Source organism: Bradyrhizobium septentrionale, assembly GCF_011516645.4.
Lineage (GTDB): Bacteria > Pseudomonadota > Alphaproteobacteria > Rhizobiales > Xanthobacteraceae > Bradyrhizobium > Bradyrhizobium septentrionale.
In genome coordinates this window covers 9085829-9098271 of the sequence record NZ_CP088285.1, presented here as the reverse complement: position 1 = coordinate 9098271, position 12443 = coordinate 9085829, and the positions used below count along the sequence as shown (strand labels likewise).

Sequence of the window (12443 nt, the reverse complement as noted above, 5' to 3'; positions counted from 1 at the left end):
GTTCAGGCCGGTGAGCCGGCGCCGCGGCGCCGCACGCGGATGCTCGGCTCATCGACCCAGGCGTCCCGCGCGAACCAGGCGTGATCAGTGCGGCAGAATGGGCAATTGGTGCGCGAGAAGAATACCGCGCTGCGTCTAAAGCTCTCGCGATCAGTCCGGATGCCGGTGGAAATCGCGTGTCCGGTTTGCGGACATTTGACCATGAGCATGCCCATGTGAGCCTCCCTCGATATTGCTTCTTGCTCTTTGCAGAAAAGTACCGGCCGGTTGGATTGCGCCCGTTTGCCGGTGCGACTACTTTGGGGGGCATCGCGCACCTGCTGCGTTTGACAGAGCATCGGGCAGTGGGGGCTGCATGCTCGTCGCTGGGCTTATTCCAACCGGCCGGATCCCTCCTCAAACGAATCCTCGACGTGAATTGAGTGCCGCTCTTTTAGTCGGCTTGGTGGAGAACCCTGGCGAAGTGCTTCCTGACCGGCTCACTTGTCTCCGTGGCAAGCTTCTGGCCAAGCGCCCACAATTCCCTGTTCTGGTCCGATGCCGTGTCGAAGGCCTTGCGGGCCTGCTCAGTGGACAAGGTCAGGACGTCGGCCGCTGACTTGCTGCCGAGAAGATGGGCGAAGAAATCGAGCGCGGAGGCGGCATTGGCGTGGGAGATTTCGATCACCTTGAGCGCGTAGTCGGCCGCGCCTCGCGCATTGCACGAATACGTTTCGCCCAACACCTCGGTCATCCGCCCGGAGGCGGCCCGCGCGTGGGCAAAACCCTGCTCGGCAAGATCGCCGATCACGCCGGGCAAGCCGATCTTCGGAAAGCTCGACAACGGCATTCCGAAGACATTCGTATCGTTCACCGTGACTTTCATTTCACCTTCACTCAAGATGCAGTCCCCTTCTCAAGCGAAAGCATTGCTCGCAACGCTCGCCCGCGTCACGAGAGCTGACGCTCCGTGTTCAATTCAGATTTTGGGTGAGCTTCGATCGCGTCCCGACGCTACTGTGCGGAACGAAAGCGCGACTGTCGGTTCGGTTTGCGACTCTCGCGGAGAATTTTTTTAGATTGTCAACTCACACCAACGTATATTTACGGGGTGCTGTGCATAATGTGGATATCGTGAGCAGCAGAAGACACCTGCTTCAGCGTGAGGTTGCGCAAAGCATCCCCATGAGCGCGCTGTGGAAGGGTCCCAGGTGGTTTGCCCAAAACAAAAGCGCCGGCATCGCCGGGCGTTGCGGCCTTCGCGTTCTCACGCATCGCCTCTGCCCCCTCCAGCGGAGGGTCTGGAGGTTCGGGCTCGCTGCGATCACGCCGTCACTGTCTTCCACAATTGCGTCTCGATGCCGATCGCGGCCTTGACCTGTGGCCGCGCCTGCATCCGCGCGAGATAGCCGGCGAGATCGGGCCATTGCGCGACGTCGACGCCGGCAGGGCGGAGCAGCGTCAATGCCCAGGCCAGATGCGCGTCCGCGACCGAGAAGCGTTCGCCGACGAGGTATTCACGGCCGGCGAGATGCGCGGCCACGATTGCGACATTCTGTCCGATCCGTTCGCGCGGTTTGGCCAAGGCCGCATCGTCCTTGTACCAGAAGGTCGGGAACAAAAATCCCTTGTGGAGCTCGGTGCCGATGAAGCTCAGCCATTCCTGCAGGCGATAGCGGTCCGGATGGCCGGGCGGCGGCGCCAGGCCGAGTTCGGGCCTGAGGTCCGCAATATATTGCAGCACCGCAGCGCTCTCGGTGAGCCGCTCGCCGTTCTCGAGCACCAGCACGGGCACCGCGCCCTTTGGCGAGACGGCGCGGAAGTCGCCGTCGTCGTCCAGCACCTTCTTGGTCCAGAGATGGACCATGTGGTAGCGCGCCTCGATGCCGGCCTCCATCAGCGCGATCCGGCTGGCGAGCGAGCAGGCCATCGGCCAGAAATAGAGCTGCAGCATGGCTGATGTCTCAGGCGAGGGCGTTGCCGCGGGCGATGATGGCGAAGCGGTCGGACAGTTCGGCGAGCGCGACGTCGTGAATGAGCTTTGCCGCGATCGTGCCGCCGGTGCCGTCGGGCAGGTCGCGGGTGGCGCAGCTGTCGGCATCGATGGTGGTGCGGAAGCCGAGATCGAGCGCGGCGCGGGCCGTCGAGCTCACGCACATATGCGTCATGAAGCCGGCGAGCACGAGCTCCTTGCGGCCGGTCGCGGCAAGCTGCGCGTTGAGGTCGGTGCCGGCGAAGGCGTTCGGCAATTGCTTCTCGATCACGGCCTCGCCGGGCCGCGGTGCCAGCGGCGCGACGATGGCGCCGCGCTCCGCGGTGCGGTCGAACAGGCTTCCGGGTTGTCCCTTGTGCGCGATGTGGAAGATCGCGGCGCCGCTCTCGCGCGCGCGGGCGAGCAATGCGGCGGCGCGTGCGATCGCCGGGTTGGCGCCGGGCAAGGCCAGCGGACCCGCGAGATATTCGTTCTGGATATCGATCAGCACCAGGCAGCTGTCCGCGAGGCGGGGCGGGGTGAGGTCGATGCCGGCAAGCTGCATCAGGGTCTTGGCTGCTGTCATGGTCTTCAAATCTCCACGAGATGTGTTCTTCGAAAATATAGCCATGGAGCAGCCTGCCGTAGTGCAGGGATATTGCAGCCGGTGGCTGCGTTATTGCAGGCAGCCGGCGCACGCTGTAGCCTGATGCGATGAACTGGGACGACCTTCGCATCATCGCAGCCGTCAGGGACGAGGGCACCTATGCCGGCGCCAGTGCGCGGCTGCGCATCGACGAGACGACGGTCGGCCGCAGGCTGGCGCGGATCGAGCGGGCGCTTGGCGTTCGCCTGTTCGAGGCCGCCGACGGCGTCCGCAGGCCGACCCGGCAGTGCGACATGGTGCTCGCCCACATCCAGGCGATGGCCGCGCATGCCGAGGAGATCGGCCGGATCGGCGAAAGCCTGCCCGGCCCGGTCGGCCGGCTGCGCATCGCCTCCACCAATGCGATCGCGGAGGAGGTGCTGGCGCCGCGCACCAGCAAATTGCTGCGCGCCAATCCGGGCCTGACGCTGCAATTCCTGACCTCGAGCGACAACGTCAAGTTTTCGCGCTGGGAAGCCGATCTCGCGATCCGGCTGCGCAAGCCGGACAAGGGCGATTTTGCGATCTCGAAACTCGCGGAGGTCAGGCTGTATTTCTTCGAGCCGGTCGCTGCAACAGCGGGGGAAGCGGTGACGTGCGCCTATCCCGATGAGCTCGGAGCGATTCCGGAAATGCTGTTCCTGCGCGCGAAGCGGCTTCGCGCGCGCTGCGTCACCGACAATGTTCGGATCATCCACAGACTGATCCAGTCGCATCAGGCGGTCGGCGTGCTGCCGGAACATAGTTGCGTGGACTTGCTGACCGACCGCCGGCTGCGCGCCACGCTGCTGCCGAAGCGGCGCGATGTCTGGCTGCTGGTGCAGAGCCATCTCAAGCGCGATGCGGCGACGCGCGTCACCATCGACTGGTTGCGCGGCTGCTTCCAGGATGTCGCGCACAGCGGGTGAGACGGCCTCGGAATGGCGGAGCGCGTTGCGGTGCGCGCGTTGCCGCGTCGTTTCGTCTTGAAAAAATCTCGCAAGCCCCTTGCAACCCGGACGTGCTTCGTCTATTAGCCCGCTCCTTCGCTTCGGCCATGGGTTCGGGCTCTCTGAGATCCCGACTGGCGCGTGCCGCTCTGCGGTGTCGTGTTCCGCCGAAATGAAGGCCACGAGATGAAGCTCATGGGCGAGCGTCGGGGATGAAATCCCGAAGGTATCGGTTCGAATCCGATCTTCTCACAAAGGATAGCTCAGTTGGTTAGAGCAGGTGAATGAGACTCATCGGGTCGCGGGTTCGATTCCCGCTCCAAGCGCTCCGTTTCAGCCTGAAAAGCTGATGCCTCTGAAGGGGACCGGACGCGCGCTTCAGTCGCAGTCCGGCCGTCTTGCCGCAAGGCTCTTCGTCCGAACCTAGACACTGTGAGACCGGCTTTGCGCCGCGGTGGATACCGCTTGCGCTGATGCCGGGTGGCTCCGCTCGGCCGCGCGACAAATGTCGCGCGAACGCGCGCGTGCGCCCGTCATCGCGCAGGCTCTAAGCCACGGCCCGCTTGGCTGACAGGAAGCCGCGTTTGCGTCCTCACGTCCTTTGCAAAACGAAACCCGCTCTCCGGCCCATGGGCCCGATGGCAACAATGGAGACGTGTCATGACTCTGAACAAGACCTGGCATTTCCTGACGACCAAGTTGACGGTGAAGGATGGCGAGCGCGCGTTGCTGACGCGCGACGGCCGGCTCGAGCAGGTGCTCGCGCCCGGACGTCACCGCCTGTTCGATCCCCTGCATCAGCTCAAGGCCGAGGTGTTCAGCGTCGTGCGGACCGAATTCCCCGCGGATCGCTTCGCAGTGATCAAGGCCGCGCGCCCTGATCTCGCCGAAGCGCTGTTCGAGGCGGTCGAGACCAAGGCCAACGAGGTCGCGATCGTCAGCCTCGACGGCCGTCCCGTGCAGCTGATGACGCCCTGGCAGACGCGCGTCTACTGGAAGGTCGCAACCTCGGTCGATGTCGAGCGCATCGACGTGGCCGACGATCCCCGCGTGACCGCGCGGCATCTGGCGATGATCCAGCCCAACCGGGCTGGCGTCATCACCGAGGCCGTGGTCGAGAACCACGAGGCAGGCCTGCTCACGGTCGAGGGCAAGCTGGTCGAGCGGCTCGCGCCCGGCCGGCACGCGTTCTGGATCGCGGGCCGCAAGATCGAGGTCAAGCGCCTCGACCTGCGTCCCCAGGCGGCCGAGATCACGGCGCAGGAGATGCTGACCAAGGATCGCATCGCGCTGCGCGTGACGCTGACTGCGTTCCGCCGGATCGTCGATCCCGAGCGGGTCGTGGCGACGGTGCCCGACGTGGATGCGTGGCTGTATCGTTTGGTGCAGTTCGCGATCCGCGAGGCGGTGGCCGGCCGCACGCTGGACGAGGTGCAGTCTGCGAAGGCCGCGCTCGACGATGAGCTTCGCGACTATGTCCGCGGCCGTGTCGCGGAGTCCGGCGTCGAGGTCACCGAGCTCGGCGTGAAGGACGTGATCCTGCCCGGCGAGATCCGCGAGCTGGTCAACAAGGTGGTGGAGGCGGAGCGGGTGGCGAAGGCCAACCTGATCCGCCGCCAGGAGGAGACCGCGGCGACGCGTTCGCTCCTGAACACCGCCAAGCTGATGGAGGAGAACCCTCTGCTGCTGCGGCTCAAGGAGCTGGAGTCGCTCGAGCGTCTGGTCGAGAAGGTCGGCCGCATCGACCTGCATGCCGGCGACGGCCAGGGCCTCGATGCCCTGCTGACCAAGCTGGTCCGCCTCAAGGCGCCCGAGAGCGCGTAAGAGGAGAAGGGCCGCCCACGGGCGGCCCTTTGTTTTCCGCCGGAACGGACCGCCGGCATTCTTGCGAATGTGTGTTAGCGTGCAGGACCGCTGTAACGGGGCACCGCCAAGGCACAACAAGGCACAATTCGCATGTCCTGCTCCGTGCGCACTTCCGCAAACAGAAGGTGCCACCCCGGACAGATTGCGATAACGTGCGCTCTCCGTGGTCCGGAATTCGGCCAGCCGTCAACCCGTCGGTGGTGCCAATGCAACAGATTGCGGAATGGCTGGAGAAACTGGGGCTTGGGCAATACGCGCTGCGTTTTGCCGAGAACGGGATCGACGTTGATGTTCTTCCCGAGTTGACGGATGAAGACTTCGACAGGCTCGGGGTCCTGCTCGGACATCGCCGCAAGATGCTGCGTGCGATCGCCGATTTCACTCAAGCCGAACTGATCGCCGCGCCGGTTTCACCGCACGATGCCGAGCGCCGCCACCTCACCGTGATGTTCTGCGACCTGGTCGGCTCGACGGCCTTGTCGGCGCGTCTCGACCCCGAGGACATGTGGGAGGTGATCCGCGCCTACCGCGCGGCCTGTGCGGGGGTGATCGCGGCATATGATGGCGTCGTTGCCAGATTTATCGGCGATGGCATCCTCGCTTATTTCGGCTATCCCCGTGCCCACGAGGATGACGCGGAGCGCGCGGTGCGCGCCGGCCTCGACGTCATCGCCGCAATCGGCGGGCTCGAGACCCGCGCGGAGGAGGGAGTAGCGGTACGGGTCGCGATCGCGAGCGGGCTCGTCGTGGTCGGCGACCTCGTCTCCGGCGGCGCATCGGAGGAGCAGGCGATGGTCGGCGATGCGCCGAACATCGCCGCGCGGCTGCAGGGCCTGGCGGAGCCTGGTGTGGTCGTCGTGGCCGCCTCGACACGCCGGCTGCTCGGCAATCTGTTCACGCTTCGCAACCTCGGTCGCCGCGAGGTCAAGGGCATCGCCGAGCCGATCGCGGTGTGGGCTGTCGAAGGCGAACTGGCATCGGAAAGCCGCTTCGAGGCGGTGCGCACCGCGCGTTCGATCGGCTTCGTCGGCCGCAAGGCGGAGATCGAATTTGTGCTATCGCGCCAGCAACTGGCGTGGCAGGGCCAAGGCCAGGCCGTGCTGATATCGGGCGAAGCGGGTATCGGCAAGTCGCGCATCGTGGCGATGCTCTCCGACAGCCTCCCGCCCGGGACGCATCGCCGTGTGCGGTATCAATGCTCGCCCTATCACACCAACAGCGCGCTGCATCCCTTCGCCGCCCAGCTCGAGCGCGCCGCCGGCATCAGGTCGGATGATCTGCCGGAGCAGAAGCTGGACAAGCTCGAAGCCATGCTGGCGCTCGGGACGCAGCAGGTGGCCAGCGTGACGCCGCTGATCGCGGCGCTGCTGTCGATCCCGACCGGCGACCGCTATCCGCCGCTGGGCATGAGCCCGGCGCAGCAGCGGCGGCAGACATTCGCAGCGCTGCTCGACCAGCTCGAGGGCCTCGCCAGGCAGCAGTCGGTGCTTGTCGTCTGCGAAGACATGCATTGGGCCGACGCCACATCGCTCGAACTGCTCGACCTCGCGGTCGACCGGATCAGGGGGCTGCCGATCCTCATGCTCATGACATTCAGGCCCGAGTTCGAGCCGCCGTGGGCTGGGCTCGCAAATGTCAGCCTTCTGCGGCTCGATCGCCTCGACCGGCAGGACACGCGCGCGCTGATCGAGCAGGTGACCGTCGGTCGGTTGCTGCCCGGCGAAATGATGACGCAGATCATCGAGCGGACGGATGGCGTCCCGCTGTTCGTCGAGGAACTGACCAAGATGATCATGGAGTCGGGGCTGCTGGTCGAGAATGCCGGGCGCTATCGCCTCGACAATCCGCTGCCGCCGCTTGCGATCCCGGCGACGCTGCAGGACTCGCTGATGGCCCGGCTCGACCGGCTGGCGCCGGTCAAGGAGGTGGCGCAGATCGGTGCAGCGATCGGTCGCGAGTTCTCATATGCGCTGCTGCGCAGCGTGGCCGGGCGCGATGATCTGACCCTTGGCGCGGCGCTTGCCCAGCTCGAAGAGGCCGAGTTGCTGTTGCGCCGGGGCACGCCGCCGGATGCAAGCTACAGCTTCAAGCATGCGTTGGTTCAGGAAGCGGCTTACGAGAGCTTGCTCAAGAGCCGGCGGCAATTGCTGCACAAGCACATTGGCGACGTGCTGCGCGACAAGTTTGCCGAGATCGCCGAGATCGAGCCGGAAGTCGTTGCGTATCATTTCACCGAGGCAGGGCTCGGCGACACCGCGCTGGCGTGGTGGCGCAAGGCGGGTCAGCAGGCGCTGAAGCGCTCGGCCTATTGCGAGGCGATCGCACATCTCGGCAAGGCGGTCGCCATCGCCGATGAACTGCCCGACGAGCCGGGTCGGATGATTGGCCGGCTCCATCTGCAAATCGCGTACGGCCGCGCGCTGCGAGGCAATCTTGGGCACAGCGCCCCCGAGACGGTGGCCGCCTGGACACGCGCCCGGCAGTTCGCCTCTGGTATTGATGATCCAATCGAACTGGCGCCGATCCAGTCGGGCCTCTTCAACGCCTGCTTGACCCACGGCGAGCTCGCGCCGATGCGGGAGTTGGAGGAGGCGATCATGGGCGCGGCGGAACGGCATCCGGAATCGCCGGTGGCGACGATCGTCGCGCGCTGGAGCAGCGGGGTGACCGCCTGGTTCGCGGGCGATTACCTCAACGCGCAAATCCATCTCGAGCAGGCGTTCGCGGCCTATACGACCGAGCCGGATCCGGCAACCTTCAAGGCATCGACGCTCGACCTGCCCTTCGTCATCATGAGATTTCTGGCCTTGGTGCTTTGGCCGCTTGGCGAGATCGATCGAGCCCGACAGCTCGCGGGCGCAGCGGTGAGCGTCGCCGGGGAGCAGCGCGCGCTCGCCCGTGCCAATGCTCTGGTTCACAAGGCGGTTTTCGACGGGCTGTGCGGCAGCAGGTTGCGGCAGACCGAGACGATCCTTGCCCTGGGCCTGGCGCAAGACCACACGATGCCGCTGTATGTTGCCGCCGGCACCTATCTCAATGGTCTGGCGAAGTGGCGCGCCGGCGACCGGGCGGCAGGTCTCGCGGAGATGCAGCGTGGCTGGACGTTGCTTCACGAGAACGACTGCTACCTCTGTGAGCCGTTCTGGGGATTGCAGATTGCGGTGGCGAGTGCAGAGGCCGGGCATGTCGTGGCGGGGCTCGACATCATCAATGAGCTGATCGACGCGACCGAGCAGTCCGGGCAGCACTGGCTGGATGCCGAGCTACACCGCGTGCGGGGTGAGCTGCTGTCACGTCGCGACACCCCTGACATTTCCGGCGCCGAGGATGCCTACCACCGCGCCCTCGACATTGCCCGAAGGCAGCAGACGAAGACGTTCGAGCTGCGCAGCGCGCTGGGACTTGCACGCCTGTACGCCGGCAATGGCCGGGTGGATGCGGTGCCGGAAGTGCTTGCGCCGGTGCGCGCCCGCTTCGATGCGGGGCAGGATCTCGCCGAGATCAGGGATGCCGACGAAGTGCTCAGCCAGACGGATTGGCTGGTCCGTCGTCCTCGTGCATCCTGACGGACGCCGGTCGCGTTAAAACAAAAACCCCGGCATCGCTGCCGGGGTTTTGCATTTCGTTTTCGTTGAGCGAGATCCCGGCTCTGCGGTGCACCGCTTCGCGCTGCACCGCGTCCGGGACGACTTCGTCGCTTAGAAGTCCATGCCGCCCATGCCGCCGCCCGGAGGCATCGCGGGGCCGCCGGCGTTCTTCTTCGGCAGCTCGGCAACCATCGCTTCCGTGGTGATCAGCAGCGCGGCAACCGAGGCAGCGTTCTGGATCGCGGTACGGACGACCTTGGTCGGGTCGATGATGCCCTTCTTGACGAGGTCGGCATAGTCGCCGGTCTGGGAGTCGAAGCCGTAATTGTAGGCCTTGTTCTCCAGGATCTTGCCGACGATGACCGAACCGTCCTCACCGGCGTTGATCGCGATCTGGCGAGCCGGAGCCGACAGCGCCTTGCGCACGATCTCGACGCCGGTCTTCTGGTCGTCGTTCTTGGTGCGCAGGCCCTTGAGCTGCTCGGAAGCACGGAGCAGGGCGACGCCGCCGCCCGGGACGATGCCTTCCTCGACAGCCGCGCGGGTCGCGTGCATCGCGTCATCAACGCGATCCTTGCGCTCCTTCACCTCGACCTCGGTCGCGCCGCCGACGCGGATCACCGCGACGCCGCCTGCGAGCTTGGCGAGACGCTCCTGCAGCTTCTCACGGTCGTAGTCCGAGGTGGTTTCCTCGATCTGCGCCTTGATCTGGGCAACGCGGGCGTCGATGTCAGCCTTCTTGCCGGCGCCGTTGACGATCGTGGTGTTCTCCTTGTCGATCATCACCTTCTTGGCGCGGCCGAGCATGGCGAGCGTGACGTTCTCGAGCTTGATGCCGAGGTCTTCCGAGATGGCCTGGCCGCCGGTCAGGATCGCGATGTCCTGCAGCATGGCCTTGCGGCGATCGCCGAAGCCCGGAGCCTTGACGGCCGCGACCTTGAGGCCGCCGCGCAGGCGGTTGACGACGAGCGTGGCGAGGGCTTCGCCTTCGACGTCTTCAGCGACGATGATCAGCGGCTTGCCGGTCTGCACCACGGCCTCGAGCAGCGGCAGCAGCTCGTTCAGCGAGGAGAGCTTCTTCTCGTTGATGAGGATGTAGGCATCGTCCATCTCAACGCGCATCTTATCGGCGTTGGTGACGAAGTAGGGCGAGATGTAGCCGCGATCGAACTGCATGCCCTCGACGACGTCGAGCTCGGTCTCGAGCGACTTGGCTTCCTCGACCGTGATCACGCCCTCGTTGCCGACCTTCTTCATGGCGTCGGAGAGGAACTTGCCGATCTCGGCATCGCCGTTGGCCGAGATGGTGCCGACCTGAGCGATCTCCTCGTTGGAGGTGACCTTCTTGGAGTTCTTGACGAGGTCGGCGACAACGGCTTCCACAGCCAGGTCGATGCCGCGTTTCAGGTCCATCGGGTTCATGCCGGCGGCAACCGACTTGGCGCCTTCACGAACGATCGCAGCCGCGAGCACGGTTGCGGTGGTGGTGCCGTCGCCGGCCGCGTCAGCGGACTTGGAGGCGACTTCGCGCACCATCTGGGCGCCCATGTTCTCGAACTTGTCCTCGAGCTCGATCTCCTTGGCGACGGTGACGCCGTCCTTGGTGATGCGGGGAGCGCCGAACGACTTCTCGAGCACGACGTTGCGGCCCTTGGGGCCGAGCGTCACCTTGACGGCGTTGGCGAGGATGTCGACGCCGCGAAGCATCTTGTCACGCGCATCGACGCCGAATTTGACTTCTTTAGCTGCCATCTGAATTTTTCCTTGGAATGGTTTTACCCTGGAGGAATCTTGGGGAGAGAGGAGGCGCTTAGGCCGCCTTCTTCTTGGAAGCGGGGACGTCGAGGACGCCCATGATGTCGCTTTCCTTCATGATCAGCAGGTCTTCACCGTCGATCTTGACCTCGGTGCCGGACCACTTGCCGAACAGGACGCGGTCGCCGACCTTGATGTCGATCGGGATCAGCTTGCCAGCCTCGTCGCGGCCACCCGGGCCAACGGCGATGATTTCGCCCTGGGAGGGCTTTTCCTTGGCACTGTCCGGAATGATGATGCCGCCAGCAGTCTTCTCTTCGGCGTCGATACGCTTGACCACGACGCGGTCGTGAAGCGGACGGAATTTCATGCAGTCCTCCTAAACTTTTGTGGATGCTGTAGATTTTTGGAGTGTTAGCAGTCCAGCCTAGCGAGTGCCAAGCCAGCTGCGCAGGAGATAGGCCAAGCCTGGGCGGCGGGCAAGTGCCTCTAGCAGAAAAATTGGCACTCGCGAATGACGGCTGCCACCATCATTTCGGCATCCTTAATGCCGGCCCGCGGGGTCGCCGAGGCTATTAGCAGATGCGGTAAGCTGCTGCCAACGCAAGAAATTTCAACAACCTATTAAACATTTGGGCTTGAGATTGGTTAGTCGCGTGCGTCACATTTCTCTCATGTGAGCGCATCCATTGCCGGTGGTCCGGCTGGGGTCCGGCCGCCAGGTGAATGCGCTCCGTCACAGGAGGTTGGCATGGTCTCGCGAGTTGGTGAGGTTGCTTCCGACGATTTCCGGAAGCAGTTGCTGGGGTACGGGCTGACGACGGCGCAGATCCTCTATCGGATGCCGGATCATCGCTCGTTGCTGCAAACCTATGTCTGGCAGAACTACGACCTGTTTCCGAAATTTCCGGTGCTGCAGGATTTCCTCGCCTTCTGGCAGGCGAAGCTCGAGGGCCCGCTGTTCTCGGTGACGGTGGCGCATTCCAAGCTGGTCAAGCCGGCCGAATTGCGCGCCGTCGACGGCGTGTTCCGGCTGCATTGAGGCGCGGCGTGGACTGAGGTCCTGGGGCAGGGCGCGGCATGCGCCTTTGCCCACCAGCGCCGCGCGACTTGTGTTAGCTTCTCACCGTCAGAAAGAAGACGCGAGGAAACAATGGCCAAGAAGACGGCATCACGATCCGCAGCCAAGACCGCGGTGAAGAAGAAATGGACGGGGCTCGGAGCCGGCACCAAATCGTCCGCGCGCAAGACCATCAAGTCCAAGGGCCGCGTTCCGGCGGCGAAGAAGAGCGCGGCGAAGACTGCGACGAAGGCCCGGCCGAAGCAGCGCGTCGCGATCAGCCACCACCGCGAAGAGGATTTCAAGGCCGACGGGCTGCGCACCTACGCCAAGTACCGCGACCTCGGCATCGCCGCCGCCTCGCATGGCCTCGCCCAGGCGCACGTCATCCGGCTGCAGGGGCCGTGCAATCCCGATGAAGTGTCGAAGCTGCACTTCCACGACGTCGACTTCCAGATGGTCTATGTGCTCAAGGGCTGGGTGAAGACCTACATGGAAGGCGAGGGCGAGACGCTGATGAAAGAGGGCAGCGCCTGGACCCAGCCGCCGCGCATCCGGCACATGATTTTGGACTACTCAGACGACGTCGAACTGCTCGAGGTGATCCTGCCGGCAGAATTCAAGACGGTGGAGTTGAAGGCGTAGGTAA

General features: G+C 64.8%; 11 protein-coding genes and 2 tRNA genes. 7 read left to right on the top strand and 6 right to left on the bottom strand.

The annotated features are described in order from the left end of the window. Positions 1-2 precede the first annotated feature (2 nt). From HAP48_RS45750 to HAP48_RS45735, 4 genes are all read right to left on the bottom strand, one after another. Positions 3-215, bottom strand: coding sequence for a hypothetical protein (locus HAP48_RS45750; protein ID WP_166206734.1), 213 nt, complete (start codon positions 213-215; stop codon positions 3-5). A gap of 218 nt (positions 216-433) precedes the next feature. After that, complete coding sequence (locus HAP48_RS45745; RefSeq protein WP_224496853.1) at positions 434-865, bottom strand: phasin family protein; 432 nt, start codon at positions 863-865, stop codon at positions 434-436. Between the two features lie 438 nt (positions 866-1303). Then, positions 1304-1933 carry a glutathione binding-like protein gene (locus HAP48_RS45740; RefSeq protein ID WP_166206731.1) on the bottom strand — a complete coding sequence of 210 codons (630 nt, stop codon included), beginning with the start codon at positions 1931-1933 and terminating at the stop codon, positions 1304-1306. Between the two features lie 10 nt (positions 1934-1943). Continuing rightward, complete coding sequence (locus HAP48_RS45735; protein WP_166206728.1) at positions 1944-2537, bottom strand: cysteine hydrolase family protein; 594 nt, start codon at positions 2535-2537, stop codon at positions 1944-1946. Between the two features lie 128 nt (positions 2538-2665). Here HAP48_RS45735 and HAP48_RS45730 point away from each other — a divergent pair, with 128 nt between their 5' ends. From HAP48_RS45730 to HAP48_RS45710, 5 genes are all read left to right on the top strand, one after another. Next, the gene (locus tag HAP48_RS45730; RefSeq protein ID WP_166206725.1) at positions 2666-3505 is read left to right on the top strand and encodes a LysR family transcriptional regulator; all 840 of its coding nucleotides are present in this window, start codon (positions 2666-2668) and stop codon (positions 3503-3505) included. 203 nt (positions 3506-3708) lie between these two features. Next, positions 3709-3779 (top strand) — tRNA-Phe (locus tag HAP48_RS45725). Between the two features lie 3 nt (positions 3780-3782). Next, positions 3783-3849, top strand: a tRNA-Leu gene (locus HAP48_RS45720). A gap of 337 nt (positions 3850-4186) precedes the next feature. After that, positions 4187-5350 carry an SPFH domain-containing protein gene (locus tag HAP48_RS45715; protein ID WP_166206722.1) on the top strand — a complete coding sequence of 388 codons (1164 nt, stop codon included), beginning with the start codon at positions 4187-4189 and terminating at the stop codon, positions 5348-5350. Positions 5351-5598: 248 nt separating this feature from the next. Next, a complete protein-coding gene (locus HAP48_RS45710) occupies positions 5599-8958 on the top strand; it encodes an AAA family ATPase (protein WP_166206719.1) in 3360 nt (1119 codons plus the stop codon). A gap of 132 nt (positions 8959-9090) precedes the next feature. Here HAP48_RS45710 and groL read toward each other — a convergent pair whose 3' ends face one another. Together groL and groES are read right to left on the bottom strand one after the other, a co-directional pair. Beyond that, positions 9091-10731, bottom strand: coding sequence for a chaperonin GroEL (gene groL / locus HAP48_RS45705; RefSeq protein ID WP_029081569.1), 1641 nt, complete (start codon positions 10729-10731; stop codon positions 9091-9093). Positions 10732-10789: 58 nt separating this feature from the next. Next, positions 10790-11104 carry a co-chaperone GroES gene (gene groES / locus HAP48_RS45700; protein ID WP_029081568.1) on the bottom strand — a complete coding sequence of 105 codons (315 nt, stop codon included), beginning with the start codon at positions 11102-11104 and terminating at the stop codon, positions 10790-10792. Positions 11105-11485: 381 nt separating this feature from the next. Here groES and HAP48_RS45695 point away from each other — a divergent pair, with 381 nt between their 5' ends. Continuing rightward, positions 11486-11776: an usg protein gene (locus tag HAP48_RS45695; RefSeq protein WP_166206716.1), complete on the top strand. Its 291-nt coding sequence runs from the start codon at positions 11486-11488 to the stop codon at positions 11774-11776. Positions 11777-11887: 111 nt separating this feature from the next. After that, a complete protein-coding gene (locus HAP48_RS45690) occupies positions 11888-12439 on the top strand; it encodes a cupin domain-containing protein (protein WP_166206713.1) in 552 nt (183 codons plus the stop codon). Positions 12440-12443 lie beyond the last annotated feature (4 nt).

What these genes read in the sequence shown, in the direction of transcription:
- HAP48_RS45750 (WP_166206734.1), bottom strand. Translation starts at nt 215, where the DNA reads ATGGGCATGCTCATGGTCAAATGTCCGCAAACCGGACACGCGATTTCC.
- HAP48_RS45745 (WP_224496853.1), bottom strand. Translation starts at nt 865, where the DNA reads ATGAAAGTCACGGTGAACGATACGAATGTCTTCGGAATGCCGTTGTCG.
- HAP48_RS45740 (WP_166206731.1), bottom strand. Translation starts at nt 1,933, where the DNA reads ATGCTGCAGCTCTATTTCTGGCCGATGGCCTGCTCGCTCGCCAGCCGG.
- HAP48_RS45735 (WP_166206728.1), bottom strand. Translation starts at nt 2,537, where the DNA reads ATGACAGCAGCCAAGACCCTGATGCAGCTTGCCGGCATCGACCTCACC.
- HAP48_RS45730 (WP_166206725.1), top strand. Translation starts at nt 2,666, where the DNA reads ATGAACTGGGACGACCTTCGCATCATCGCAGCCGTCAGGGACGAGGGC.
- HAP48_RS45715 (WP_166206722.1), top strand. Translation starts at nt 4,187, where the DNA reads ATGACTCTGAACAAGACCTGGCATTTCCTGACGACCAAGTTGACGGTG.
- HAP48_RS45710 (WP_166206719.1), top strand. Translation starts at nt 5,599, where the DNA reads ATGCAACAGATTGCGGAATGGCTGGAGAAACTGGGGCTTGGGCAATAC.
- groL (WP_029081569.1), bottom strand. Translation starts at nt 10,731, where the DNA reads ATGGCAGCTAAAGAAGTCAAATTCGGCGTCGATGCGCGTGACAAGATG.
- groES (WP_029081568.1), bottom strand. Translation starts at nt 11,104, where the DNA reads ATGAAATTCCGTCCGCTTCACGACCGCGTCGTGGTCAAGCGTATCGAC.
- HAP48_RS45695 (WP_166206716.1), top strand. Translation starts at nt 11,486, where the DNA reads ATGGTCTCGCGAGTTGGTGAGGTTGCTTCCGACGATTTCCGGAAGCAG.
- HAP48_RS45690 (WP_166206713.1), top strand. Translation starts at nt 11,888, where the DNA reads ATGGCCAAGAAGACGGCATCACGATCCGCAGCCAAGACCGCGGTGAAG.